This is a genomic window from Arthrobacter sp. 10T44 (genome assembly GCF_056393885.1).
The window spans coordinates 131,471-156,598 of the sequence record NZ_JBFTGT010000005.1 but is presented as its reverse complement, the minus strand read 5'-3'; the positions used below and the strand labels follow the sequence as shown (position 1 = coordinate 156,598).

The 25,128-nt window shown below is 68.1% G+C and carries 21 protein-coding genes and 1 tRNA gene; 16 read left to right on the top strand and 6 right to left on the bottom strand.

The window, feature by feature from the left end; translation table 11 throughout:
- Positions 1 to 162: 162 nt before the first annotated feature.
- The 12 genes from AC1DBL_RS11045 to AC1DBL_RS10990 all read left to right on the top strand — a co-directional run bounded on the left by AC1DBL_RS11045 (position 163) and on the right by AC1DBL_RS10990 (position 12,775).
- Positions 163 to 879 carry a DedA family protein gene (locus AC1DBL_RS11045; protein ID WP_441418506.1) on the top strand — a complete coding sequence of 239 codons (717 nt, stop codon included), beginning with the start codon at positions 163 to 165 and terminating at the stop codon, positions 877 to 879.
- 32 nt (positions 880 to 911) lie between these two features.
- Complete coding sequence (locus tag AC1DBL_RS11040) at positions 912 to 2,093, top strand: adenosine deaminase (protein ID WP_441418505.1); 1,182 nt, start codon at positions 912 to 914, stop codon at positions 2,091 to 2,093.
- A 76-nt stretch (positions 2,094 to 2,169) separates the two neighbouring features.
- A complete protein-coding gene (locus AC1DBL_RS11035) occupies positions 2,170 to 2,847 on the top strand; it encodes a MazG nucleotide pyrophosphohydrolase domain-containing protein (RefSeq protein ID WP_441418571.1) in 678 nt (225 codons plus the stop codon).
- Between the two features lie 128 nt (positions 2,848 to 2,975).
- Positions 2,976 to 4,256, top strand: coding sequence for a phosphopyruvate hydratase (eno, locus tag AC1DBL_RS11030; protein WP_441418504.1), 1,281 nt, complete (start codon positions 2,976 to 2,978; stop codon positions 4,254 to 4,256).
- Positions 4,257 to 4,379: 123 nt separating this feature from the next.
- Positions 4,380 to 5,129, top strand: a complete 750-nt coding sequence (locus AC1DBL_RS11025) for an FtsB family cell division protein (protein WP_476926103.1) — start codon at positions 4,380 to 4,382, stop codon at positions 5,127 to 5,129.
- Positions 5,130 to 5,252: 123 nt separating this feature from the next.
- The gene (locus AC1DBL_RS11020) at positions 5,253 to 5,945 is read left to right on the top strand and encodes a DUF501 domain-containing protein (RefSeq protein ID WP_476909390.1); all 693 of its coding nucleotides are present in this window, start codon (positions 5,253 to 5,255) and stop codon (positions 5,943 to 5,945) included.
- Entirely contained in the window at positions 5,942 to 6,892 is a 951-nt protein-coding gene (locus AC1DBL_RS11015; RefSeq protein ID WP_441418502.1) for a Ppx/GppA phosphatase family protein, read from the top strand. The genes AC1DBL_RS11020 and AC1DBL_RS11015 overlap by 4 nt, the downstream gene beginning before the upstream one ends.
- A gap of 120 nt (positions 6,893 to 7,012) precedes the next feature.
- The gene (locus AC1DBL_RS11010) at positions 7,013 to 8,428 is read left to right on the top strand and encodes a S8 family serine peptidase (protein ID WP_476926102.1); all 1,416 of its coding nucleotides are present in this window, start codon (positions 7,013 to 7,015) and stop codon (positions 8,426 to 8,428) included.
- Between the two features lie 38 nt (positions 8,429 to 8,466).
- A complete protein-coding gene (locus tag AC1DBL_RS11005; protein WP_441418500.1) occupies positions 8,467 to 9,921 on the top strand; it encodes an NAD(P)/FAD-dependent oxidoreductase in 1,455 nt (484 codons plus the stop codon).
- A 135-nt stretch (positions 9,922 to 10,056) separates the two neighbouring features.
- Positions 10,057 to 11,034 carry an N-acetyltransferase gene (locus tag AC1DBL_RS11000; RefSeq protein ID WP_441418499.1) on the top strand — a complete coding sequence of 326 codons (978 nt, stop codon included), beginning with the start codon at positions 10,057 to 10,059 and terminating at the stop codon, positions 11,032 to 11,034.
- 31 nt (positions 11,035 to 11,065) lie between these two features.
- Positions 11,066 to 11,139 (top strand) — tRNA-Leu (locus AC1DBL_RS10995).
- 283 nt (positions 11,140 to 11,422) lie between these two features.
- Positions 11,423 to 12,775 (top strand): ABC transporter substrate-binding protein, encoded by a 1,353-nt coding sequence (locus AC1DBL_RS10990; RefSeq protein WP_441418498.1) that lies wholly within the window; start codon positions 11,423 to 11,425, stop codon positions 12,773 to 12,775.
- 538 nt (positions 12,776 to 13,313) lie between these two features.
- On the opposite strand, the gene AC1DBL_RS10985 is transcribed toward AC1DBL_RS10990, so the two are convergent.
- The 4 genes from AC1DBL_RS10985 to AC1DBL_RS10970 are packed head-to-tail and all read right to left on the bottom strand — an operon-like array spanning position 13,314 to position 17,490.
- On the bottom strand, positions 13,314 to 14,087 hold the full coding sequence (locus tag AC1DBL_RS10985; RefSeq protein WP_476909364.1) for an ABC transporter ATP-binding protein: 774 nt from the start codon (positions 14,085 to 14,087) through the stop codon (positions 13,314 to 13,316).
- On the bottom strand, positions 14,084 to 15,220 hold the full coding sequence (locus AC1DBL_RS10980; RefSeq protein WP_476926101.1) for an ABC transporter ATP-binding protein: 1,137 nt from the start codon (positions 15,218 to 15,220) through the stop codon (positions 14,084 to 14,086). Before AC1DBL_RS10980 ends, AC1DBL_RS10985 begins: the two co-directional genes overlap by 4 nt.
- Positions 15,217 to 16,185: a branched-chain amino acid ABC transporter permease gene (locus AC1DBL_RS10975; protein WP_441418496.1), complete on the bottom strand. Its 969-nt coding sequence runs from the start codon at positions 16,183 to 16,185 to the stop codon at positions 15,217 to 15,219. Before AC1DBL_RS10975 ends, AC1DBL_RS10980 begins: the two co-directional genes overlap by 4 nt.
- 9 nt (positions 16,186 to 16,194) lie before the next feature.
- A complete protein-coding gene (locus tag AC1DBL_RS10970) occupies positions 16,195 to 17,490 on the bottom strand; it encodes a branched-chain amino acid ABC transporter permease (RefSeq protein WP_441418495.1) in 1,296 nt (431 codons plus the stop codon).
- A gap of 511 nt (positions 17,491 to 18,001) precedes the next feature.
- Between AC1DBL_RS10970 and AC1DBL_RS10965 the strand changes: the two genes are divergently transcribed.
- Positions 18,002 to 18,925: a Bax inhibitor-1/YccA family protein gene (locus AC1DBL_RS10965; protein ID WP_441418494.1), complete on the top strand. Its 924-nt coding sequence runs from the start codon at positions 18,002 to 18,004 to the stop codon at positions 18,923 to 18,925.
- Between the two features lie 106 nt (positions 18,926 to 19,031).
- Here the strand turns inward: AC1DBL_RS10965 and galK are convergent, their stop codons facing one another.
- Together galK and galT are read right to left on the bottom strand one after the other, a co-directional pair.
- Complete coding sequence (galK, locus tag AC1DBL_RS10960) at positions 19,032 to 20,192, bottom strand: galactokinase (protein WP_441418493.1); 1,161 nt, start codon at positions 20,190 to 20,192, stop codon at positions 19,032 to 19,034.
- A complete protein-coding gene (gene galT, locus AC1DBL_RS10955) occupies positions 20,189 to 21,352 on the bottom strand; it encodes a galactose-1-phosphate uridylyltransferase (RefSeq protein ID WP_476926100.1) in 1,164 nt (387 codons plus the stop codon). Before galT ends, galK begins: the two co-directional genes overlap by 4 nt.
- An 83-nt stretch (positions 21,353 to 21,435) precedes the next feature.
- On the opposite strand from galT, the gene AC1DBL_RS10950 reads away from it, so the two are divergent.
- The 3 genes from AC1DBL_RS10950 to ilvA all read left to right on the top strand — a co-directional run bounded on the left by AC1DBL_RS10950 (position 21,436) and on the right by ilvA (position 25,120).
- A complete protein-coding gene (locus tag AC1DBL_RS10950) occupies positions 21,436 to 22,440 on the top strand; it encodes an aldose 1-epimerase family protein (protein WP_441418491.1) in 1,005 nt (334 codons plus the stop codon).
- 94 nt (positions 22,441 to 22,534) lie between these two features.
- On the top strand, positions 22,535 to 23,878 hold the full coding sequence (locus AC1DBL_RS10945) for an AI-2E family transporter (RefSeq protein WP_441418490.1): 1,344 nt from the start codon (positions 22,535 to 22,537) through the stop codon (positions 23,876 to 23,878).
- A gap of 3 nt (positions 23,879 to 23,881) precedes the next feature.
- A complete protein-coding gene (ilvA, locus tag AC1DBL_RS10940) occupies positions 23,882 to 25,120 on the top strand; it encodes a threonine ammonia-lyase (protein WP_441418489.1) in 1,239 nt (412 codons plus the stop codon).
- The last annotated feature ends 8 nt before the right edge of the window (positions 25,121 to 25,128 follow it).

Below are 25,128 nucleotides of genomic sequence, written 5' to 3'. Positions count from 1 at the left end.
CGCCACGGCCGGAAACATCGCTGCGGTGCGTAGCGCAGGACGCCCGGCCCGTGGGACACTTAGGTGCGATTCACGTCACGTCCGTGCCGTGTGCGCCCAGCCGTAACTCATGTCCGTTCCGGGTACGTCCCACCCCTTCAGTTTTCTAGGAGCACAGCCCGCGTGGAGTTCATTAATGAGGCAGTGCTCCATGCAGCAGGCCAGTGGTGGATCTACCCCCTCCTGCTGGTGTTCTTCTTCGTCGACGGCTTCGCCATGGTGGTCCCCAGCGAGACCCTGATTGTCGCCCTCGCCGCGTACTCCCGGCACAGCGGACAGCCCAATCTGTGGATTCTCGGCCTCACGGCGCTCATCGGCGCCATCGCCGGCGACAACATGGCCTACCTGCTGGGGCGCAAAATCGGCATCGAACGGTTCCGCTGGATGCGCAAGCCCAAGGTCCAGCGGGTCTTCGCCTGGGCCCGCTACGAACTGGAAAAGCGCGGCGCGGTGCTGATCTTCACCGCCCGGTACATCCCGTGGGGCCGCGTGGCCGTCAACTACGTCGCCGGCACCACCGGGTTCCCGCACCGCAGGTTCTTCCTCCTTGACGCCTTCGCCTGCGTCACCTGGGTGATCTACTCGCTCGGGATCGGCATTCTGGCCAGTTCCTTCCCCTGGCTGCACCACAACCCGCTCCTGAGCGCCGGGATCGCCGTCGTCTTCGCTATTGTCCTCGGCGTGGCCGTTGACCACCTGCTGCGCTGGTGGCACAAGCGCCTGGGCCGGCACGACGAGCCGGAAGCCGCGGAGGCCGACGCGGCGGACGATGCCGCGGCTTCCGGGTCCGAGCCGGCGCTGACCGCCTGGTCGAAGGAGACCGACGCTTCCCGCAAGTAGCGCGGGGAGCCGTCCGACCCTATGGTTGGAACGTGACTGAGACTATTCTTGACGCTGCCCCTGACCTCGAATTCGACCTGAAGGGCCTTCCCAAGGTTTCCCTTCACGACCACCTGGACGGCGGACTGCGTCCGGCCACCATCATTGAACTTGCCGAAGCGGTCGGCCACACGCTGCCCTCCACCGACCCGGTCGCGCTGGGGGAGTGGTTCCGCGAATCCGCCGACTCCGGTTCGCTGGTCCGCTACCTCGAGACGTTCGACCACACCATCGCCGTCATGCAGACCAAGGAAGGCCTGTTCCGCGTCGCCAAGGAGTTCGTTGAAGACCTAGCGGACGACGGCGTCGTGTACGGCGAAGTGCGCTGGGCCCCGGAACAGCACCTGCAGCAGGGCCTGTCGCTGGACGACGTCGTTGAGGCCGTCCAGGCGGGCCTCGATGCAGGCGTCGACGCCGTCGCCGAGACCGGCCGCGAGATCCAGGTCGGCCAGCTGATCACCGCCATGCGCCACGCCGACCGCGGCCAGGAAATCGCCGAACTGGCCGTCCGGCACCGCTACAAGGGTGCGGTCGGCTTCGACATCGCCGGCGCCGAGGACGGCTTCCTGCCTTCCCGCTTCAAGGACGCCTTCACCTACCTTGCCCAGCACAACTTCCCGGCCACGATCCACGCCGGCGAGGCCGCCGGCCTGGAGAGTATCCAGTCCGCACTCGTTGACGGCCGGGCCCTGCGCCTGGGCCACGGCGTTCGGATCGCCGAGGACGTCACCGTCGAGTTCGAAGAGGCCGACGCCGCCGACGCCGACGATGTCTCCGATATCAACGCCGACAGCGACGAGGTCGACGACAACATCGGTCTGGTAACCCTCGGCGAGCTCGCCAGCTGGGTCCGGGACCGCGGCATCGCACTGGAGATCTGCCCGTCCTCCAACCTGCAGACCGGCGCCATTGCCGGCTTCGGCGAGGGCATCGAAAGCCACCCGGTGGACATGCTCTACCAGCTGGGCTTCAACGTCACGATCAACACGGACAACCGGCTGATGAGCGGCGTGACCCTCACCGACGAGTTCGAACTGCTCGTGGAGACGTTCGACTACGACCTGGACGACCTGCTCGAGCTGACCCTGAACGCAGCCGAAGCCGCGTTCCTGCCGCTGGAGGAGAAGGAAGCCCTGGTCGAATACATCAACGAGGCCTACGCCGACCTTGGCTAAGGACTCCAACCCGGTGGACGCGCCGCTCAGGGATTTGTTGCGAACCATCGCCGAGCTGCGCGTCCACTGCCCCTGGATGGGCGCCCTCAGCCACGAATCCCTCGTGGAATACCTCCTCGAGGAGGCCTATGAGGTGGCTGAAACCATCGAGTCAGACGGCGGCGACGCCGAGCTGCGGGCGGAACTAGGCGATGTCCTGCTGCAGGTGGTGCTGCATGCCCGGCTCGCCGAGGAGCGCGGCGCCTTCGACTTCGACGACGTCGCCCGCGGCCTGCGGGACAAGATGGTCCGGCGCAATCCGCACGTCTTCCGCGCCGACGGCTCCCTGCAGGACTCCTTCCCGGCCACGGTCCAGGAGATCGTGCTGAAGTGGGATGCGGTCAAGAAAACCGAAAAGCCCGGCCGGGGCCACGCCTTCGACGGCGTCCCGGCCGCGCTGCCGGCGCTGGCCCGGGCGCAGAAGCTCCAGGACCGGGCCGAACGGGCCGGACTGCCGACTGCGTTGGAGCCGGCGCCCGCGATGGAGGCCCCCGCCTTGGAGGCCGCCGCCTCCGCACCCGCCGCGGGACCACCCGCCCCGGCGACCGAGCGGGAGCTAGGCGAGCTGCTGTTCGGCATTGTCGCGGCCGCCCGGCGCAACGGCCTGGACGCCGAACGCGCCCTGCGCGCGGTCAACCGCCATTTCCAGGAGAGCCAGCCCGGCAGCGAGCCCGGCGGCACCGGCGCGGGAGCACCGAGTCCGGGGACTGGATAGCTTTCCGTAACTTATCCCACTCTCGACTAGGCTAGGGGCGACGAGGACGTCGGTTTCCAGCTTGATCCACCGCTAGATTTCCAGCAGTCAGATTCCCAGCAGATCGCTTCACCCAAAGGAGCATATTCATGGCGCTTATCGATGCCATCCACGCCCGCGAGATCCTCGATTCCCGCGGCAACCCGACCGTAGAAGTTGAAGTCCTGCTCTCCGACGGCCAGATCGGCCGCGCAGCAGTTCCCTCCGGCGCCTCCACCGGCGAACACGAGGCCGTGGAACTCCGCGACGGCGACAAGGGCCGTTACCTCGGCAAGGGCGTCCAGAAGGCCGTCGACGCCGTCATCGACCAGATCGCCCCGGCCCTCATCGGCTTCGACGCGACCGACCAGCGCAGCATCGACCAGGCCATGATCGACCTGGACGGCACGGCCAACAAGGGCAAGCTCGGTGCCAACGCGATCCTGGGCGTGTCCCTCGCCGTTGCCAACGCCGCGGCCGCCTCGGCCGACCTGCCGCTTTACAAGTACCTGGGCGGGCCCAACGCGCACGTCCTGCCGGTGCCGCTGATGAACATCCTCAACGGCGGCTCGCACGCCGACTCCGACGTCGACATCCAGGAGTTCATGGTTGTCCCGCTCGGCGCCGAGACCTTCTCCGAGGGCCTGCGCTGGGGCGTCGAGGTTTACCACGCGCTCAAGGCGGTGCTGCAGTCCAAGGGCCTGGCCACCGGCCTGGGTGACGAGGGCGGCTTCGCCCCGAACCTGCCGTCCAACCGCGCGGCCCTGGACCTGATCCAGGAAGCCATTAAGAACGCCGGCTACACCCCGGGCAAGGACATCGCGCTGGCCCTCGACGTCGCCTCCTCCGAGTTCTTCAAGGACGGCGCGTACCAGTTCGAAGGCAAGGCCCTCAGCTCCGCCGAGATGAGCGCCTACTACGCCGAGCTGGTGGCGGACTACCCGCTGGTCTCCATCGAGGACCCGCTGGACGAGAACGACTGGGAAGGCTGGAAGGCCCTCACCGACTCGATCGGCGACAAGGTCCAGATCGTGGGCGATGACCTGTTCGTCACGAACCCGGAGCGCCTCCAGACCGGCATCGATTCGAAGACCGCCAACTCGCTGCTGGTCAAGGTCAACCAGATCGGTTCGCTGACCGAGACGCTCGACGCCGTATCCCTCGCCCAGCGCGCGGGTTACACGACCATCACCTCGCACCGCTCCGGCGAAACCGAGGACACCACCATCGCTGACATCGCCGTTGCCACCAACGCGGGCCAGATCAAGACCGGTGCCCCGGCCCGCTCCGAGCGCGTCGCCAAGTACAACCAGCTGCTGCGCATCGAAGAGGAACTCGACGACGCCGCACGCTACGCCGGACGCAGCGCCTTCCCGCGTTTCAAGGGCTAGTACCCGCAAGAATCAGGTACCGGTGGCTATGGTGGAAAGACCATGGCCACCGGTTCTGTTTTGGCCCGTTCTTTTTTGGCGGCCTGTTTTGGCCGGTTCGTTTGGCCTGTTTGAAGGAGTGACATGGCAACCCGCCGTCCCAAGGTTCCCCGGGCCGCTGCTGCGGCCCCAAAGTCTCCGGCCTCCGGCCGGGGGGAAGCCGACGGCGGCGACGTCATCAGGGCTGATTTCGGCAGTCCGCGGCACGGCATCGAACCCGCCGGCCGGCCAGCCGGCCACGACGCCGGACGGCCGGCGTCTGAAGCGCCGGGAACCGGCAAACCCGGCCCCGTCGGCGGAGCCGCTGCGCCCGCCCGGACGGGAGCTGCAAAGACTGGAGCTGCAAAGACCGGCGCACGCGAGACCGGGCCAGCCACGCCGGCTGCGGGCAGCGGAGCCGGCACGAAGTCCGGACAGCCCGGGCAAACCGACGGGCTCGATCCCGTCCCGGCCAAGGCCTTCTCCGGACGACTGCTGGCACTCGGCGTCGTGATGATCGCCATCACGATCATGCTGGCGCCCACGGTCAGGATCTTCCTTGAAAAGCGCGCCGAAATAGCTGACCTGGAGACCGAAATTTCGGCCCAGCAGGCGAAGCAGACGCACCTCAAACGTGAGGTCTCGCGCTGGCAGGACCCGAACTACGTGAAACAACAAGCCCGTGACCGCATTAACATGGTTATGCCCGGCGAAACCGGCTACTGGGTTTACGGCAGCGATCTTCCTGCCGCAACGTCCGGTTCCGGCGCCGCCGCAGGAACAGCCACAGACCCGGCCAATCTGCCGTGGGTGGATTCCCTTTGGGACTCCATCAGGCGGTCGGCAACAGACTAGGAGCGGCGCCCGCCGCCGGATTACCGCAACCCGGTAATTCCAACAGGGCAGGAAGGTGCCGCGCCAGTGGACGAGAACCGAGCGGACGATCCCCGGACCGGGAACCCCATCGACGCGACCCCCATGGAAGGGACCCCGGCGACGGGGGATTCCCGCCAGCCGTCGGCCCGCGACCTTGACGTGCTCAGCCGGCAATTGGGGCGGCCGGTGCGCGACGTCGTCGAGATCCCTGCCCGCTGCGTCTGCGGCAACCCGCTGGTGGCGGCCACCTCGCCGCGGCTGAGCAACGGGACGCCGTTCCCCACCACCTTCTACCTGACCCATCCGGTCATCACCTCGGCCGTGTCCAGGCTGGAGGCGGCCGGGTTGATGAATGAGATGAACGAACGGCTCGGTGCCGACGAGGCGCTGGCGGCGGACTACCGTGCCGCGCATGAGGCGTACCTGCAGTCCCGCGCCGAGATCGGCGCCCGGTCCGGCATCGGGGCCGTCCCGGAGATCGACGGGATCTCCGCAGGCGGCATGCCCACCCGCGTGAAGTGCCTGCATGTCCTGGTGGGCCACTCGCTCGCTGCCGGTCCCGGAGTCAACCCGCTCGGCGACGAGGCCGTAGCCGGCATCAGCGAGTGGTGGACCCCGGACCGTTGCTACTGCGACGGCGCGTGGGACACCGGCGGAGAGGCCCCTTCCCAGGACCTGAGCCGGCACGGTCCGCAGGGTCTGCCCGAAATCGTCGGCCGGCCGGCCCCGGTGCGGAAGTCCCGAACCGGGCATGACGAGAACGGCGCGGATACCGCCGCCGGAGCCGGGCAGTGAGCCGCGTGGCCGCGATCGACTGCGGCACCAACTCCATCCGCCTGCTCATCGCAGATGTCGCCGCGGGCGGCGATACCCTGCCGAAGCTGACCGACGTCGTGCGCGAGATGCGCGTCGTCAGGCTCGGCCAAGGCGTCGACGCCACCGGCGAATTCGCCCAGGACGCGCTGGACCGCACCCTCGAGGCCACCCGTGACTACGCCGAGCTGATCCGCCGCCACGGCGCCGGGAAGGTCCGTTTCGTGGCAACATCCGCAACCCGGGACGCCCGGAACCGCCAGGTCTTCATCGACGGGGTCCGGGAACTGCTCGGCGTCGAACCCGAGGTGATCAGCGGCGACGAAGAAGCCGCCCTGTCCTTCGCCGGCGCCAGCAGCGTGCTGCCCTCGCGGGGCAAGGACCCGGTGCTGGTAGTGGACCTGGGCGGCGGCAGCACGGAGTTCGTGCTGGGCGACGCCGACGGCGTCATCGCCGCCAAATCGGTCGATGTGGGCTGCGTCCGGATGACCGAACGGCACTTGCAGGACGACCCGCCCACGGCGGAACAGATCGCCGCGGCGGAAGCCGACGTCGACGCCGCCATCAGCCACGCGGCGCTGACGGTGCCGCTGGAGCGCGCCACCGCCGTGGTCGGCGTCGCGGGGTCAGTGACCACAATCACCGCCCACGCCTTGAAGCTCACCGAGTACTCGCCGGCCGCCATCCACGGCACCGAACTTGGCTTGGACACTGCCCGGGAGGCCTGCACCTCGCTGCTCGAAATGACGCGGGACGCCCGCGCCGCCCTGCCCTACATGCACCCGGGCCGGGTGGACGTGATCGGCGCCGGCGGCCTTGTCTGGCGGCGCGTGCTCGAACGCATGGCGGACGTCACAGAGGGCCGCATCACGTCGGCCGTGACGAGCGAACACGATATTCTGGACGGTATTGCCCTGAGCATCAGCTAGCTCCGCGCCGGCACCAACCCACTCCCGGCCCTGTCCGGCAGCGCCGGCAGGAGCAGCCGCCACCCCTGCCGCGCGCCCGGAACGGTCGCGGCCGCAGCCACACCGCCGATTGGACCTGAAATGACCAGAGCAACAGCCCGGCGCCGCCGGACCGCCTCCGCGTTGATGGCCCTGGCCCTTGCCGGCGGCAGCGTCGCGGGAGCGCTGTCGGCTGCCCCCGCTGCACACGCGGACAGCACCCGCGACAAGGAGTACTGGCTCGCCGAGTCCGGCATCAAGAAGGCCTGGGCCGTCTCGAAGGGCGCCAACGTTAAGATCGCCGTCATCGACAGCGGCGTGGACGGCAAACATCCGGACCTCAAGGGCGTGCTGACCGGGGGCACGGACGTGTCCGGGGCGGGAGCCGCGGACGGCAGGAAAAGCATCGGCGCCAAACCCGAGCACGGCACCCTGGTGGCGACCATGCTCGCGGGCCGCGGACACCAGCCGGCAAAGTCGACAAAATCCACGGCCCGGCCCTCAGCCCCAGCCGGAGTAGGCCCCGACGGGATCGTCGGCGTCGCCCCCGAAGCCGAGATCCTCTCCGTCTCCACCTGGCTCGGATCCGCTAACCCGGGCGGAAAGAGCGACCAGGACCAGATCCCCGCCGCGGTCCGCTGGGCCGTCGACAACGGCGCCCGGGTCATCAACATCTCGCTCGGCAGCACCTCCCCGGAGTGGCCGCAAAGCTGGGACGCGGCGTTCCTTTACGCCGAGCAGAAGGACGTCGTCATTGTCGCCGCCGCCGGCAACCGGGTGGGCGGCAACATCCAGGTGGGCGCCCCGGCGACCATCCCCGGCGTGCTGACGGTGGCCGGCCTGAACCGCAAGGGCGTCGCCAGCATTGACTCCTCGTCCCAGGGCATCAGCATCGGCGTGGCGGCACCGGCCGAGGACCTGGTCGGCGGCCTGCCCGGCGGCGGCTACGCCGAGTGGGCGGGCACTTCGGGCGCAACCCCGATCGTTGCCGGCGTCGCTGCCCTGATCCGCTCGAAATGGCCGGAGATGTCCGCCAGCCAGGTTATTAACCGGATTGTCAGCACCGCGAAGGATGCCGGGCTGCCGGGCAAGGACCCGCTGTACGGCTTCGGCGTGCTGAACGCCGAGGCTGCACTGAAGGCCGATGTGCCGGAAACCACCCTCAATCCGCTGGGTTCGATCTCCGATTGGATCCGTGTGCACCGGCGGGGAAACCCGGTGAGTCCCGCCCCGGCCGCCGCACCCAGCCCCTCGAGTGCGGCGCCGACCCTGCCCGAAGCCACCCTTCCCGTCGCGGAGGCCCCGTCGCCGGCCGACAGCGCCGTCCCGGCAATGGTGGTCCTCGGCTTCGGCGGGCTCTTCGTCTGCATCATCGCCGGGGCCGCCATCCAGCTGCGCCGTGCCCTCCGCGGGCCCGGCACCGCACCCGTGCCGGGCACCGACCCAGGCACCGCCGCGGGCCCCCGCGACCCGGGGGCAGCGGCGCCGGATTCGGTGCAAGACCAGGCCCCGCAGTAGTTAGTGAAGTTTTTCACAAACTACGGTATTCTTGATCCATGGCATCCACCCCTCAGCTCCAGGACCGTCCCAGGGTACTCGTCGTCGGCGGCGGGTACGTCGGCCTGTACGTAGCCCTCAAACTGCAGAAAAAGATCGCGAATGCCGGTGGCATCGTCACCGTCGTTGATCCGCTGCCCTACATGACTTACCAGCCCTTCCTGCCGGAAGTGGCCGGCGGAAACATCGAGGCGCGTCACGCCGTCGTCTCGCACCGCAAGCACCTCAAGCAGACCGAACTGATCCAGGGCCGCGTCACCTCGATCGATCACGCCAACCGTACGGCCGTGGTGGCGCCGGCTGACGGCGGCGAGAACTTCGAGATCCCCTACTTCGACGTCGTGCTGGCCGCCGGCGCGATCACCCGCACGTTCCCGATCAAGGGCCTCGCGGACAAGGGCATCGGCCTGAAGACGATCGAGGAAGCCGTCGCCCTGCGCAACGGTGTCCTGGAGCGCATCGAAACCGGCTCGCTGATGACCGACCCGGCCGAGCGCGCCCGCGCCCTGACGTTCGTCGTCGTCGGTGGCGGCTTCGCCGGCATCGAGTGCATCACCGAAATGGAAGACCTGGCCCGCGCCGCGGTCAAGAAGAACCCGCGCATCAAGCAGGAGGAAGTCCGCTTCGTCCTGGTCGAGGCCATGGGCCGCATCATGCCCGAGGTCACGGCCAAGCAGGCCGAGTGGGTCGTCGAGCACCTGCGCAGCCGCGGCATCGAGGTGCTGCTCAACACCTCGCTGGACAACGCCGAGGGCTCCCTGAAGCTCATCAACCTGCCGGACAAGACCCCTGCCCAGGAATTCGAATCCGACACCCTGGTTTGGACTGCCGGCGTGCAGGCCAACCCGATGGTCCGCTCCACCGACTTCCCGCTGGAACCCCGCGGCCGTGTCCGTGTCCTCCCGGACCTGCGCGTCTCCGGCGACGAAGGCATCATCGAAAATGCCTGGGCCGCCGGCGACATCGCGGCCGTGCCGGACCTCACCGGCAGCGGCCTGCCGGACGGCACCTGCGTCCCGAACGCCCAGCACGCGCTGCGCCAGGCCAAGCGGCTTGCCAAGAACCTGTGGGCCTCCCGCTGGGACAAGGAGCTCAAGGACTACAAGCACAAGAACCTGGGCGCCGTCGCCGGCTTCGGCGAATGGAAGGGCGTTGCCAACATCAACCTCGTCGGCCGCATCGGCCTCAAGGGCCCGCTGGCCTGGCTCGCACACCGCGGCTACCACGGCCTGGCCATGCCGACGGTCGAGCGCAAGATCCGCGTGATCTCCGGTTGGTTCTGGCAGCTCTTCCTGGGCCGCGACACCACCCAGCTGATGGACCTGGACAACCCGCGCGGGGCCTTCGTGGCCGCGGCGACGCCGGCTCCGAAGCCGGCGGCTGCTCCGGCTCCGGCCGCCGATAAGCCGGCCGAAGCGCCTGCGAAGGAAGCTGCCCCGGCCAACTCCAAGTAGCCGGCAGCAAGCCGACGACGGCGGCCGTTCCCCTTCGGGGGAGCGGCCGCCGTCGTCGTTGGTGCCGCCGCCGGCACCGCCTGGATTGCCGGTCGGATTGGCCGTGGGACGGGCCGACCTGCCTAGACTGGGCCCATGACTCCCGCTGAGAAGGACCTGAACACCTTGCTGGCGACCATGCGGCCGGTGGTGCGCGAGGGCGAGTACGTCTATGCGCTGTGGCCGCACGGCAAACCGCTGGCCGGCCACATTGCGGCCGCGGTCCGGGAAGCCGAGGGTTTGACCGTGGTGCTGCCGCGGGCCGACGCCGATGCCCTGGGCCTCAAGTACGACTTCGTGGCGGCCTGGATCACCCTGCAGGTGCATTCCTCGCTCGAAGCGATCGGACTTACTGCTGCCGTCAGTGCCGCCCTGACCGAGGCCAAGATCAGCTGCAACGTGCTGGCCGGATTCCACCACGACCACCTGCTCGTTCCGGTGGCCGATGCCGAACGCGCCCTCGAGGTGCTCCACGAGCTCTCCGCGGACAGCCGCAGCGCGAACGGCGGCGGGCAGTTGCCGGTGCCGAAGCTGGTCCTGCGCGGCGAACAGCCCGAGGACCGGCCGGCGCTCCTGGCCCTCACCGCAGCGGCCTTCTCCATCTCGCCGGTCACGGGCCTGCCGGTTGAAGGGGAGCCGGAGGAAGTGGACCTGCTGCGGCGGCTCTTCGATTGCGGGGAGTACCTGCCGGATTTCAGCATTGTCGCCGAGCTGGATGGTGAGATCGTGGGCCATGTCATCAGCACCCGGGGCAGGGCGGGGGAGCTGGAGCTGCTGGGGCTGGGCCCGATCGGGGTGGTGCCGCGGCTGCAGCGGCACGGAATCGGATCGGCGCTGATGAAGGAAACCATCGACCGTGCGAATGCCGCGGGGGAGCGGGGCATTGCGTTGCTCGGCAGCCCGGAGTATTACGCCAGGTTTGGCTTCGTGCCTTCCACCTCGCTCGGCGTGCAGGCGCCGGATCCGTCCTGGGGCGACCATTTCCAGCTGCTGCCGCTGGCGCTTTGGCCCGGCGGGGTCAGCGGGACGTTCCGCTACGCCGAGCCCTTCGACGGGGTGCCGGCGGCGTCGTAGGGAGCCGTGGCCGGGATACCATTGACCGGGCGCCCCAGTAGCCCAATTGGCAGAGGCAGCGGACTTAAAATCCGCGTGTTGTGGGTTCGAGTCCCACCTGGGGCACTTCATAATTGCCGCACTGCGCGCCACAATTGCTGCTCGCGGCCCCGGCAGGCGCCTTGGGGCGCCGGGGGTGGTGGGCCCTGGCGTGGCCTCCCGGGCCGCCCCCAAGCCAATCACCGCGCTTTTCCCGCACGCTGATTTCCTCTATGCAACGAGTGTTATAAGGATGTGACCGTAGTCACTTATTTTCGGGCGGAAATTGCATTAGCTTGAATCTAAATCAGGAACACCTGATCTTTCGCATCAAAGGCCGTTCGCACCTTTAGATCGAGGAGATTTCTCTATGACTTCACTCCCCCAGGTGGCGCCGCGCATCGCTAAGCTCACAGTGCTTAGCCTCGGCGTCGCCCTTCTGGCTACGGCTTGTGGCGGTACGTCCACCGCGCCGGCGTCAAGCGGCTCGGCATCCGCCCAGGCCGCCGGCATCGCTTGCCCGGCCCCGAGCGCAACCGGAGGCTCCACCAGCTCGGCCAGCGCGGCAGGCTCCGTGCCCGCGTCCTCGACCACCACGGATACCCCGCTCAAGATCGGCTCGCTCCTGCCGACCACCGGTTCCCTTGCCTTCCTCGGCCCGCCCGAAATCGCAGGCGTGAACCTTGGCATCAAGGAAATCAACGACGCCGGCGGCGTCCTCGGCAAGCCGGTCCAGGTCATCCACCGCGACTCGGGCGACACCAAGACGGACATCGCCACCCAGTCCACCACCGCGTTGCTGGGCCAGGGTGTCAGCGCCATTGTCGGTGCCGCCTCCTCGGGTGTTTCCAAGACCGTGATCAACCAGATCACCGGCGCCGGAGTCATCCAGTTCTCGCCGGCCAACACCTCGCCGGACTTCACCACGTGGGACGACAAGGGCCTCTACTGGCGCACCGCTCCGTCGGACGTCCTGCAGGGCAAGGTCCTCGGCAACTACATGGCCACCTGTGGCGCCCAGACCGTTGGCATGATCGTATTGAACGACGCTTACGGCACGGGTCTGGCAAAGAACGTCAAGTCGGCCGTTGAATCTGCCGGCGGCAAGGTTGTGGCGGAAGAGCTCTTCAACGAAGGCGATTCCCAGTTCAGCAGCCAGGTGGACAAGGTCCTCGCGGCCAAGCCGGATGCCATCGCCCTGATCACCTTCGACCAGGCCAAGAGCATCGTCCCGCTGATGACGGGCAAGGGCATCAAGCCCACCCAGATCTTCATGGTGGACGGCAACATGTCCGACTACAGCAAGGATTTCAAGGCAGGCACCCTGAAGGGCGCCCAGGGCACCATCCCGGGCACCTTCGCCAAGGATGACTTCAAGAAGAAGCTCCTCGCCATCGATCCGGCGCTCAAGGACTACAGCTACGCAGGCGAGTCCTACGACGCCGTGAACCTGATCGCACTGGCTTCTGAAGCCGCCAAGAGCACCAAGGGCGTGGATATCGCCAAGCAGCTCAAGGCGGTCTCTGAAGGCGGCGAGAAGTGCAACAACTTCGCCTCCTGCGTCACCCTGCTCCGTAACGGCAAGGACATCGACTACGACGGCCAGTCCGGCCCCGTAACGTTCTCCGACGCCGGTGACCCGACGGAAGCCTACATCGGCATCTACGAGTTCCAGGATGACAACAGCTACAAGCCCGTCAAGGAAGAATTCGGCAAGCTGTAAAGCCGCTCTCCAAGACAAACAAGAGACCCCCGTCCCCTCCGGACGGGGGTCTCTTGCGTGCCGGAAGCAGGGAGGGGAGCGGGGGCGAAGGACGCGACCGGGCCTAGGCGTCACGCAGGTCAGTCCTTCGGGCCGCCCCGTTCAGTTCGACCCCGCAGAACCAGCCCAACCCGCCGGGTGGAGGCCCAAGACTCTGCTGCGCGTGACGCCGTCGCATAGCCGGGGAGGGGTTCCGACGGCGCGCTGTGGCCGCCGGGGCTAAAGCAACGGATGGAGGCTACGGAATCGGACAAAGGCTGCTCGGATCCGGGCTGCGTCTGTCCGGAACCGCCGCGGAAACCTGGCTTGGGTGCCGCAGAGCGTTCGGCGAGAGTCACGCAGAGGGTGACGGGGGCAGGCGCCGAGCAAGTGGCTGTCGCCGGAGCCCTGCGGGGACCCTGGGCGCCCGGGACGGCACCCACGGGAACCGGACACGCGCCGGGCATGCAGAAGGGCCGCCACCGGCTGGTGACGGCCCTTCTGGACAGCGATGGCCGGACTAGTCGACCGTGTCCGCCAAGGTGCCCAGGTACAGCTGGATGACCTTGGGATCCTTCATGAGTTCCCGGCCGGTTCCCGTGTACGCGTCCTTGCCCTGGTCCAGGACGTAGCCGCGGTCGCAGATCTGCAGGCAGCGGCGCGCGTTCTGCTCCACCATGATCACGGAGACGCCGGCCCGGTTGATCTCGTGCACCCGCAGGAAGGTTTCGTCCTGCTTGACGGGGGAGAGGCCTGCCGAGGGCTCGTCGAGCAGCAGCACGGCCGGGTCCATCATCAGGGCCCGTCCCATGGCGACCATCTGGCGCTCACCGCCGGAGAGCGAGCCGGCGCGCTGGGCCCGGCGCTTGGCCAGCTCCGGGAACAGCTCCGCGACGAAGTCGAACCGCTTGGCGAAGTCCTTAGGGCGCTGGAACATGCCCATCTGGAGGTTCTCTTCGATGGTCAGGGCCGCGAACACGTTGTTAGTCTGCGGGACAAACCCAACGCCCCGGCTGACCAGCTTGTTGGCCTTCAGCCCGGTGATGTCCTGGCCGCGGACCACCACGGAGCCGGAGTGGACCTTGACGAGGCCGAACATGGCCTTCAGCAGGGTCGACTTGCCGGCGCCGTTGGGACCGATGATGCCAATCAACTCACCCTTGCGGGCCTCGATGCTGCAGCCGTTGAGGATGTTGACGCCCGGGATGTAACCGGCCACCAGGTCGGTGACCTTGACGACCGAATCGCCCTCGTATGCGTTAGTCGCGGCGGTGGCCGCACTCGTGGCGCTCATTCTGTGTCCTTCTCTGTCCGGTTCGGCTCAACGCGGTTCGGCTCTGTCCGGTTCGGCTCGCCGAGGCCCGGTTCCTCGGCGCTGCGCCGGCCGTGCGCCGCACCGCTGGCGGTGTCGTGCCCGGGCGCCTCCGTCACGAGCACGTCGGCGGAGATGATGCCCGCGTTCTCGGTGCCGACGATTGATTCCTCGTCCGCCTCGAGTTCGGCTGCCAGCACCTTGATGCCTTCCGAATCGCCAAGATCCACGTCGTGGTGGGCGCCCAGGTAGGCGTCAATCACGGCGGGGTTCTTCATGACCTCAGCGGGCGGCCCCTCGGCCACGATCTTCCCCTCGGCCATCACCACGACCCAGTCGGCGATGTGGCGGACCATGTGCATGTCGTGCTCGACAAACAACACGGTCATGCCCTCGGCCTTGAGGTTCTTGATGTGGTCCAGCAGGGACTGGGTGAGCGCCGGGTTGACGCCTGCCATCGGTTCGTCCAGCATCACGAGCTTCGGACGAACCATCAGCGAACGGGCCATTTCGAGGAGCTTGCGCTGGCCGCCGGAGAGGGACGCCGCGTAGTCGTCCTTCTTGGCGTCGAGCTTGAACTTCTCCAGCAGCACGTTGGCTTCTTCGGTGATCTTCTTTTCCTGGCCGCCCCAGATCCCCTTGAACAGGGCCTTGGAGAGCTTCTCACCGGATTGGTGTGAAGCGCCCAGCCGCATGTTTTCCATGACGGTGAGCTTGCCCATGACCTTGGTCAGCTGGAAGGTGCGGACCATGCCCATGCGGGCCACCTTGTAGGAGGAGACGCCGGCCAGGCTGTTTCCTTCGAACTGCCATTTGCCCGTGTTCGGCGTATCGAAGCCCGTCAACAGGTTGAACAGGGTGGTCTTGCCGGCACCGTTGGGGCCGATCAGGGCCGTGATCTTGTGCCGCGGGATCTCGAGGTATTCGACGTCGACGGCGTTGATGCCGCCGAAGCTGCGGGTGACATTTTCCGCCACCACAATCGGGTCGCGCTTCTTGCAGCCGGGAGCAATCTCGCCGGCCGCAATCGGACGCGTGTCCGTCATGTAGTCGATGCCCTCCGCGGTCTCGGTGGACCCGAGGCCGGGCTTTGGTTCTTCGCTGTGCATGCTCATGCGAACGCCAGCTCCTTCTTATTGCCGAAGACGCCCTGAGGCCTGAAGATCATCAGCAGCATCAGCGCGATGCCGACCAGGATGTAACGCAGCTGGCCGGCCTGGACCGTGTTCAGCCACGTGACCGCGCCCGATTCGATCAAGCCGTACAGCACGCCCTGGGTGAGCGACAGCACGACCCAGAAGATCATCGCCCCGACGACGGGTCCCAGCACGGTGCCGAGACCGCCGAGCAGCAGGCAGGTGTAGAGGAAGAAGGTCAGCTCGGTGCCGTAGTTGGCCGGCTGCACCGCACCGCGGGGGAGGGTGAAGACCATGCCCGCGAGGGCTCCGAGCACGCCGCCGATGACGAGGGCCTGCATCTTGTAGGAGTAGACGTTCTTGCCAAGCGAGCGGACCGCATTCTCGTCTTCACGGATGCCCTTGAGGACGCGGCCCCAGGGGCTGCGCATCAGCAGCCAGACCAGCAGGCAGCAGACGATCACCAAGGCCCAGCCGACGACGCGGATGAAGAAGTCGCGGTTGTTCATCCCAAAGTAGGACCCTTCGGGGAACGGGTTCATGGCGTAGAAGTCGCCTTCGAAGGCGGCCAGGCCGTTGGCGGAACCGGTCACCGAGGTGAGCTGGTTCGTGGTGACGATGTAGCGGACGATTTCCGCGGCCGCGATCGTCACGATGGCGAGGTAGTCGGCCCGCAGCCGGAGTGTGGGGATGCCGAGCAGCAAGGCGAAGATCGCCGAGCAGACGACGGCGATCAGCAGGCCCACGAAGAACGGCACGTGGAACGTCAGGGTGGAGATGGCGAAGCCGTAGGCTCCCACCGCCATGAAGCCGGCCTGGCCGAAGTTCAGCAGGCCCGAGTAGCCGAAGTGGACCGCCAGGCCGAGCGCGGCAAGCGCGTACGCCGCCGTCGTCGGGCTGAACAGCTCACCGGCAGCGCTGGAAAGAATGAATCCGAAGTCCATGTCTGTCTCCTAACCCACGCGCTCGCGGCGGCCCAGGATGCCCTGAGGCCGGAACAAGAGGACAACGATCATGATGAACAGTGCTCCCACGTACTTGAGGTCGGCGGCGAGGCCGAAGACGGTGGTCAGCTCCACGAAGATGCCGACGATGATGGATCCGAACAGGGCGCCCCAGACGGTGCCGAGGCCGCCGAGGGTCACGCCGGCGAAGATGAGCAGCAGGATCTGCGAACCCATATCGAAAGTGACGCCGGGACGGTAGTACGCCCAGAGAATGCCGCCGAGCGAGGCGAGCATGCCGCCGGTGACCCAGACGATCCGGATAACCGCGTCGACGTCGATGCCGGAGGCCGCGGCCAGTGCCGGGTTGTCGGCGACCGCGCGGGTTGCTTTGCCCAGCCGGGTCTTGAGCAGTACGACGCCGAGGACGGCGATGACCACGACGCTGATGAGCAGGGACCAGAGGTTGTTGGGCGAGATGGAGACCGGCCCGATCTGGATTTCCGCGCTCTGGGCGAAGGGCAGCTGCTGGGTGGCGCCGCCGAAGTAGAACTGGATCACGTAGCGGACGGCCAGGGCGAGGCCGATGCTGACGATCATCATCGGGACCAGGCCGGTGCCGCGGCGCCGCAGCGGCTTCCACAGCCCGGCGTCTTGGACGTAGCCGAAGAGCCCGCCGCCGAGGAGGGCGAGGATGATGGAAAGCCAAAACGGCAGGTTCATGGCGTTGAAGCCGAAGACGAGGACGGCGCCAAGCGTGACCATCTCGCCGTGGGCGAAGTTGGTCAGGCCGGTGGTACCGAAGATCAGCGACAACCCCACCGACGCGAGGGCGAGCAGCAGGCCGAAGCTCAGGCCCGCCACCAGGCGGTTAAGCAGGTTCTGGCCGAAGTCTTCCTGCTGGACCACGATGCCCTTGCCGAAGGCGAAGATCACCGAAAGATTGGATGTCTGGCTGAAGCTGACCTTGCGGGGGTTTTCCTGGCCCTCGGCGAGCTTGATGCCCTGGGGCAGGGTTTTCACGTCCAGTTCGACCTCGTAGGTCCCCTGGGTGGGGACGCCGATGGTCCAGGAACCGTTGGGACCCGATTTGGTTGTTCCGGTAAAGTCGCCGCTCTTAGCGGTGATGCTGACACCAGCGAGCGGGGCGCGGTCATCACCGCGGAGGAAGCCGCTGATGCTGTTTTGGAACGAGGTGCTCGACGGGGATGGTGTCGGCGAGGGGGTCGCGGCCTGGGATGCCGGGGCGACGACGAGCAGAAGGGCGGCCACGGCGGCGAAAAGGGCCCCCACAGCTTTCAGCATTCTGCCGCGCCGTCGCTGCGACAGGCCTCTCGGTGTGCTTCTCAAATTGAAAACCTCCACATGGGGGTGGTCTGGGTTGCGCCATTGCAACCGCTGCGAACGGTCAGGGGACGAGGGTAGAGCGGATACTTCGATGCGATGGAGCGGTTCTTGCTTGTGATGTTCGTCACCCTGTTGGGCCAATGTTACAGGCCGGGCGGGGTAACTAATGCCGCTGCGAGCAGGCAGAACGTCGCGATCGCGTAACAACCGTGAAGCCGGCGCCCAAGCGGGATTTAGCCGAGCTAAAGAAAACTTTTGTTGTTCCCGAGGATTCCTAAACATTCGGCGAAGAAGCGCTTCACCGGGGCGGAAGCAGGGCGGGGGCGGGCCGCCCCAGATCACGGTTTTGTTGCGGCGGGAACCCGAAGGGAACTATCCCTGCCTGCCGGGCGTGGGAATTGGTAGCGTGAGTCATAACGATCCTCACCACCGATCATCACCTACCCCCTTAATTTGGAGGACACCAGCAATGGCACTTGGCGGAAACCCGATCTTCAACGGAAAGAACTTCCGTGGAGCCACCCAGGCACCGCCTGCCCCGCAAGCGCCGTACGGGCAGAGCTACGGCCAGAACCAGTACGGCCAGAACCCGTATGGCCAGGGCCAGTTCGGCCAGGCCCAGGCCGGCTGGAACCCGTCGCAGCAGGCGATGAGCAGCGACCAGCTGCAGGACATGTACAACCGCCCGGCGGCCGGACCGGCCGACAGCGGCCGCATGACCTTCGATGACGTCATCATGAAGACGGCGGCCTGCCTCGCCGCCGTGATCGCCGGCGCGGCCGTCACCCTCGTGGTGGCGCAGGGCCTCGCCTCGATGCTGATGATTGTCGGCGCGCTGGGCGGCTTTGTCCTGGCCCTCGTCAACACCTTCAAGAAGCAGCCCTCGCCGGCGCTGATCCTGGCCTACGCAGCCCTTGAGGGCCTGTTCCTCGGCGGCCTGACCCGGATCCTCGACGGGATGTTCCCCGGCGTCGGCCTCCAGGCCGTGATCGGGACGCTCTCCGTCTTCGCCGTGACCCTGGTGTTGTTCAAGAGTGGCAAGGTCCGCGCGACGCCCCGGGCCATGCGCTTCTTCATGATCGCGATGATCGGCTACGCCGTCTTCGCGCTCGTCAACATGGTCATGATGTGGACCGGCGCCGTGCAGACCCCGTTCGGCCTGCGTACCCAGGTGGAGCTCTTCGGTATCCCGCTGGGTGTCTTCATCGGCCTGCTCGCGATCGGCCTCGCCGCGTTCTCCCTGATCATGGACTTCACCAGCATCGAAGCCGGCGTCCGCAGCGGCGCCCCGCAGCGCTTCTCCTGGACCGCGGCGTTCGGCCTCACGGTCACCCTCGTCTGGCTCTACGTCGAGATCATCCGCCTGCTGGCCATCCTGCGCGGCGACGACTAGCCGGCAGCCGCACAACAGCACGACTTATGAAGCGGGCCCCGCCGGATGGCGGGGCCCGCTTCATGCCTTCCCCTCGGGCCAGCCTCAGGCCGGCTTCAGGCCGGCTTCAGTCCAGCCTGCGGGCTCCCGCCGCGGGGCGGACGCGGAAGACCTCCGGGGCGGCGTAGCCGGCGCGCGCGAAGGCCCGCCCGACGTCGGAACGCACCCGCTGCTCCGCGCCTGCCGGGGTAAGGGCGATCGCGGCGCCGCCGAAGCCGCCGCCGGTCATCCGGGCGCCGATGGCGCCGCCGGCGCGGGCTGTGTCCACCGCGAGGTCCAATTCGGGGCAGGAAATTTCGAAATCGTCCCGCATCGAGGCGTGCGAGGCGTCCAGCAGCGCGCCGATGGCCTGCGGCCCGTCGCCCTCGAGGAGTTCCACGGTCTGCAGCACGCGGTCGTTCTCGGTGACGACGTGGCGGACCCGGTGGAACGTTTCCGTGTCCAGCAGCCCGGCAGCCTCCTCGAGATCCCTGACCCCGACGTCGCGCAGCGCCCGGACGCCGAGCACATCGGCGGCCAGCTCGCAGGACGCGCGCCGGGCCGCGTAGCCACCGCCGGCATGCGAGTGCGAGACCTTCGTGTCGATCACCAGCAGCACCAGGCCGGCTGCCTCGGCGTCGAACGGCACCAGCCGGACGCTCTGGTCCCGGCAGTCGAGGAACACGGCCCGGCCCGCGGCGCCCCGGAGCGAGGCCGACTGGTCCATGATCCCGGTGGGGGCTCCGACAAAGTCGTTCTCCGCGCGCTGGGTGGCCAGGACCATGTCCTCCACGCTGAGCCCTGCGCCGGTCAGCTCGTTGACGGCCAGGATGATGGCGCATTCGATGGCATGCGAGGAGGACAGCCCGGCTCCCCGCGGCACGTCGGAGTCCAGCAGCAGGTCCAGTCCGGGGACGGCGATACCGCGCTGCTCGAGGGCCCAGAGCACGCCGAGCGGATACTTGGTCCAGCCCCTGGCCGTGGCGGGGTCCAGGACGCAAGCGTCCGCCGTCGTCAGCCCTTGGTTTCCGAACGTGGACAGCATCCGCAGCGTGGAGTCGGGCCGGAGCCGGACGGCCACCCGGGCGGTCCGGTCGATGGCGAACGGCAGCACGAACCCCTCGTTGTAATCCGTGTGTTCGCCGATCAGGTTGACCCGCCCCGGGGCCTGCCAAACGCCGTCCGGGGCGGCCCCGAAGACCTCCTTGAACCGCGACCGAAGTTCCTTGGTGCCCGGCGGGGGGTTCATAGGGTGCTGCTTTCCGTGGGGACTGGGTAACCCTTGGCGGCTGCGTCGCGCAGCCGGGCCGCGACGGCCTCCGGCGTGGTGTCGTTGATGAATGCCCCCATCGCTGCCTCCGAGCCGGCCAGGTACTTGAGCTTGTCCGCGGCGCGGCGGGGCGAGGTCAGTTGCAGGTGCAGGTAGCCGGCGGGGCGTAGCAAACTGTCCAGCGGCGCCTGCTGCCACGCGGCGATGTACGGGGTGGGGGTGGGGTAGAGGGCATCCAGGCGCCGCAGTAGGTCCAGGTACAGCTGTGCGAGTTCGTCCCTCTCTTCGCCGTCGAGGGCGGCGAGGTCGGGGACCTGCCGATGCGGGACGAGGTGGACTTCCAGCGGCCAGCGGGCGGCGAAGGGCACGTAGGCGCTGAAAAGCCGGCCCTCGAGGACCATCCGGCTGCCGTCCGTGCGCTCGGCGCGCAGCAGCGATCCGGTGAGCGTGTCCCGGCCCCCGGCGTCGTCGTAATGTTTCCGCGCGGCGGCGGCCAGCACGGCCGCGCGCGGCGGCAGGTAGGGGTAGGCGTAGATCTGGCCGTGCGGGTGGTGCAGCGTGACACCGATTTCCGCGCCGCGGTTCTCGAACGGGAACACCTGCCGGATCCCGGGCAGCGCGCTGAGCGCCGCAGTGCGGACGGCCCAGGCCTCCACCACAGTACGGGCACGAACCTCGCCGAGGCCGCCGAAGGAACCGGTATGGTCCGGGGTGAAGGAGACCACCTCGCAGCGCCCGTACGCCGGCACGCTGGTTCCCCATGCCGGCTGCGCCGGGAGCTGGCCGAGGTCGGGGCCCAGCGAGGGGAAGCGGTTTTCGAAGACCGCGACGTCGTAGTCCGGCGCCGGGATTTCCGAGGGGTTGGCCGAGGTGCTCGGACACAGCGGGCACTCATCGGCCGGCGGAAGGTGCGTCCGGGACTGGCGGTGCGCGGCGATCGCCACCCATTCGCCGGTCAGCGCGTCGAAGCGCAGCTCGCCGGCGGCGGCCCGTCCGTCCAGCTCCCGGCGGTCGTCGTGGGCCCGCGGCCGACGCCGCCGCGTGCCTGAATCGGCGGCTGCCTCCCCGGCGGCATCATCGAAGTAATAGAGCTCCCGGCCGTCGGCGAGGGTGCCTTGGGTGATGCTGTTGGCGCGCATTCCATCATTCGATCAGACTTCACGACTTTCCGGCAAAGCCCCGCCGTGTACGGGCGGGCACACGGTTCGGTACCGTGGTGCCCATGGACCTCCCTGCTTCCCCGGCCTCCCCAGACCCTTCCGTCGCCGCAGTTTCCGCTGCCGCAATTTCCGCCGCAGGCGGACCGGGCACCTCCACCCGGCGCTACGCGAGCGGCAGGCAATACGAACTGCGCCGGGGCGACGCCCTGGCCGTGGTGACCGAACTCGCGGCCGGCCTGCGGCTCTACAGCCGTGCGGGCACCCAACTGACCGAGAGCTACGGCGACGCCGACATCCCGCCCGGCGCCACCGGGATCACGCTGGCGCCGTGGGCAAACCGCGTGGAAGACGGCATCTGGTACCTCAACGGGAAGAAACAGCAGCTCGATATCACCGAGGTGGCCAGAAACAATGCCAGCCACGGGCTGCTGCGGAACGCCTCCTACGAGTTGGTGGAGGAATCGGAATTCTCCGTGACCCTTGAGGCGGCTGTGTTTCCGCAGCACGGCTACCCGTTCCTGCTGCGGCACCGGGTGCGCTACGAACTGGAGGAGGACCTTGGGCTCACCGTCCGCCAGACGCTGATCAACGATTCGCAGGAGCCGGCCCCCTTCGTCCTCGGCGCGCACCCGTACCTGCGGCTGGGGGAGGTGCCGAGCGAAGAACTCACCGTGACCGTCAGCGGCCGCACCCGGCTGGTGACCGACGAGCGCCTGATTCCGCGCAGCACCGAGCCGGTCGCCGGCGACTTCGACCTCCGGGCGGGCCGGCTCGCCGGGGACCTCGACCTGGACTGCGCGTACACGGACCTGGACTTCGACGGCGGCCTGGCACGCAGCACACTGCGCGCCGCCGACGGCCGCAGCGTAAGCCTCTGGCAGGACGAGCACTGCCGCTACGTCCACGTCTTCGTCACCGGCAAGTTCCCGGGCCGGACCACGGCCGTGGCGCTTGAGCCCATGACCGGACCGGCCAACGCCTTCAACAGCGGCGACGGCCTGGGCTGGCTGCCTGCGGGGGAGTCCTTCACGATGAGCTGGGGAATTACTGCCTCCCTCGGCAGCTAGCCGGCCAAAGCCCCGCTGCCCGTACCCTTGCCCGGATACCCCGGCTCGTTCCGCGCCGTTTCCTTTGCGCGCCGCACTAGGGAATTATGGGGCTATGACGCCAGCTGAGGACGCCACCCAACGACCCGACTCCGAGCTCCCCGGATATGCCGCGCCCGGCCTTTCCGCCCCTCCTGCCGGCCCCGCCGCCGGCGTAGCTGCCGGAGTGCCTGCCGGCCCGGTGCCGGGCGCTGCCCCGACGGCACCGCGGGCCCGCAGCGACCGGGAACTGGACGAGGACATCCCCTACGGCGTGCGGATTGCGGCGTCGTGGGCGTGGCGGATCGGCCTGATCCTGCTTGTCACCGGCGTGCTCGTCTGGCTGCTCAGCAAAATCAGCTTCCTCATCATCCCGGTGATGGTCGCCGCCCTGCTGGCCGGACTGCTCAGCCCGGTCACCCGCTGGCTGCGCAGGCGCCGGGTGCCCAACGGCGCCGCCGTCGCCATCACCCTGCTCGGCTTCATCGGGGTTATCGCCGGCGCGCTCGCCCTCGTCGGCCGCCAGCTCACCGCCGGCTTCGGCGAGCTCTGGAGCCAGGCGCTTACGGGCCTGCAACAGGTCCAGACCTGGCTGGCCGACGGCCCGCTGCACCTGACTGCCGCCCAGATCGACACCTACGTCAAGGAAGGAGCCGACGCGCTGCAGAAGAACAGCAGCAGCATCCTCAGCGGCGCGCTGACCTTCGGCAGCACCGCCGGGCATTTCGCCGCCGGGCTCCTGATTGCCTTGTTCGTCACGATCTTCTTCCTGCTCGAAGGCGAACGGATCTGGGGGTTCCTGGTCCGGCTGATGCCGCGGAAGGCCCGTCCGGCCGTCAACGGCGCCGGCCGGCGCGGCTGGACCTCAATGGTCAGCTACACCCGGATCCAGATGTTCGTGGCCTTCGTGGATGCCCTGGGGATCGGTGTCGGAGCAGCGATCATCGGCGTCCCGCTGGCCCTGCCGCTTGGCGTGCTGGTGTTCATCGGTTCGTTCATCCCGCTGGTCGGCGCACTCGTCACCGGCGCAGTAGCCGTGCTGCTGGCCCTTGTGGCCAACGGCCTGGTCAACGCCCTCATCATGGTCGGTATTGTGCTGCTGGTCCAGCAGCTGGAAGGCCATATCCTGCAGCCCCTGGTCATGGGCAAGGCCGTCTCGCTCCACCCGGTCGCCGTCATCCTGTCCGTCGCCGCGGGTTCCTACCTCGCCGGCATCCCGGGCGCCCTGTTCTCCGTGCCGATCCTCGCCGTAGCAAACTCGGCCATTCGGTACATTGCGGCCAGAACGTGGGAACATGATGGAGAGCTGGCAGCCGCAAGCCCGCAGGGAGCCCCTGCCCTTGCCGGCGCCGGCCAGGACCCGGGCTTCAGGGAGGTCCACCGCCCTGGCGCCGACGCCGGAACCCCTAAAGGAGACTAGTTCGTGAATACCCTCGAGAGCCTGCCCGTCACGTTGGACGATGTCCTGGAGGCGCAGAAGCTGCTCGACGGGATTATTACGCGGACCCCGGTGGAGTCCTCCCGGGCGCTGGGCAGCATCGCCGGCGGCGACGTCTACTTCAAGTGCGAGAACCTGCAGCGCGCCGGTTCCTTCAAGGTGCGCGGCGCCTACGTCCGGATGGCCAAGCTCTCCGCCGAGGAGAAGAAACGCGGCGTCGTCGCGGCCTCGGCCGGCAACCACGCCCAGGGCGTGGCCGTGGCGGCGAAGTCCCTCGGCATCAAGGCCCGCATCTACATGCCGCTCGGCGTCGCCCTGCCCAAGCTTGCCGCGACGCGCAGCCACGGCGCCGAGGTGGTGCTGCACGGCCACAACGTCGACGAGGCGCTGGCCGAGGCCAAGCGCTACGCGGACGAATCGGGCGCCGTCTTTGTGCACCCCTTCGACGACGTCGACGTCGTGGCCGGCCAGGGCACCGTGGGACTGGAAATCCTCGAGCAGATCCCGAACGTGGACACCATCCTGATGGGCGTCGGCGGCGGCGGCCTGCTGGCGGGCGTCGCGGTGGCAGTGAAGGCAAGGGCCAAGGAACTCGGCCGGGAGATCCGGATCATTGGCGTGCAGGCCGAAAACGCCGCCGCCTACCCGCCCTCACTCGCCGCCGACGCCCTCGTCCCGCTCAAGCGCGTCTCCACCATGGCGGACGGCATCGCCGTCGGCCGGCCGGGGCAGCTGCCCTTCAGCATCATCCGCGAGCTCGTCGACGACGTCGTCACCGTCAGCGAGGACGCGCTGGCCCGGGCGCTGATCTTCCTGCTGGAACGGGCCAAGATGGTGGTCGAACCGGCCGGCGCCGTGGGCGTGGCCGCCCTGATGGAAGGCAAGATCGAAAACCCCGGGACCACCGCCGTCGTGCTCTCCGGCGGCAACATCGATCCGATGCTCATGCTCAAGGTCATCCAGCGCGGCCTCTCCGCTGCCGGCCGCTACATGACCGTGCGGATGATGCTGGACGACCGGCCCGGCTCGCTCGCGACCATCGCCCGGATCATCGCCGAAAACGACGCGAACGTGACCGGGCTGGACCACACCCGGGTGGGCGGCTCGATCAGCATGGGCGACGTCTCCATCACCGTCAACCTGGAAACCAAGGGCCACGAGCACTGCGAGCAGGTCCTCGGCGCGCTCCGGGCCGAAGGATTCCAGCCGATCGTGGTGCACTAGGCGGCCGC

Coding starts and splice junctions, on each gene's coding strand:
- AC1DBL_RS11035 (WP_441418571.1), top strand. CDS start 2,170: ATGGGCGCCCTCAGCCACGAATCCCTCGTGGAATACCTCCTCGAGGAG.
- eno (WP_441418504.1), top strand. CDS start 2,976: ATGGCGCTTATCGATGCCATCCACGCCCGCGAGATCCTCGATTCCCGC.
- AC1DBL_RS11025 (WP_476926103.1), top strand. CDS start 4,380: ATGGCAACCCGCCGTCCCAAGGTTCCCCGGGCCGCTGCTGCGGCCCCA.
- AC1DBL_RS11020 (WP_476909390.1), top strand. CDS start 5,253: ATGGAAGGGACCCCGGCGACGGGGGATTCCCGCCAGCCGTCGGCCCGC.
- AC1DBL_RS11010 (WP_476926102.1), top strand. CDS start 7,013: ATGACCAGAGCAACAGCCCGGCGCCGCCGGACCGCCTCCGCGTTGATG.
- AC1DBL_RS11005 (WP_441418500.1), top strand. CDS start 8,467: ATGGCATCCACCCCTCAGCTCCAGGACCGTCCCAGGGTACTCGTCGTC.
- AC1DBL_RS11000 (WP_441418499.1), top strand. CDS start 10,057: ATGACTCCCGCTGAGAAGGACCTGAACACCTTGCTGGCGACCATGCGG.
- AC1DBL_RS10990 (WP_441418498.1), top strand. CDS start 11,423: ATGACTTCACTCCCCCAGGTGGCGCCGCGCATCGCTAAGCTCACAGTG.
- AC1DBL_RS10985 (WP_476909364.1), bottom strand. CDS start 14,087: ATGAGCGCCACGAGTGCGGCCACCGCCGCGACTAACGCATACGAGGGC.
- AC1DBL_RS10980 (WP_476926101.1), bottom strand. CDS start 15,220: ATGAGCATGCACAGCGAAGAACCAAAGCCCGGCCTCGGGTCCACCGAG.
- AC1DBL_RS10975 (WP_441418496.1), bottom strand. CDS start 16,185: ATGGACTTCGGATTCATTCTTTCCAGCGCTGCCGGTGAGCTGTTCAGC.
- AC1DBL_RS10970 (WP_441418495.1), bottom strand. CDS start 17,490: ATGCTGAAAGCTGTGGGGGCCCTTTTCGCCGCCGTGGCCGCCCTTCTG.
- AC1DBL_RS10965 (WP_441418494.1), top strand. CDS start 18,002: ATGGCACTTGGCGGAAACCCGATCTTCAACGGAAAGAACTTCCGTGGA.
- galK (WP_441418493.1), bottom strand. CDS start 20,192: ATGAACCCCCCGCCGGGCACCAAGGAACTTCGGTCGCGGTTCAAGGAG.
- galT (WP_476926100.1), bottom strand. CDS start 21,352: ATGCGCGCCAACAGCATCACCCAAGGCACCCTCGCCGACGGCCGGGAG.
- AC1DBL_RS10950 (WP_441418491.1), top strand. CDS start 21,436: ATGGACCTCCCTGCTTCCCCGGCCTCCCCAGACCCTTCCGTCGCCGCA.
- AC1DBL_RS10945 (WP_441418490.1), top strand. CDS start 22,535: ATGACGCCAGCTGAGGACGCCACCCAACGACCCGACTCCGAGCTCCCC.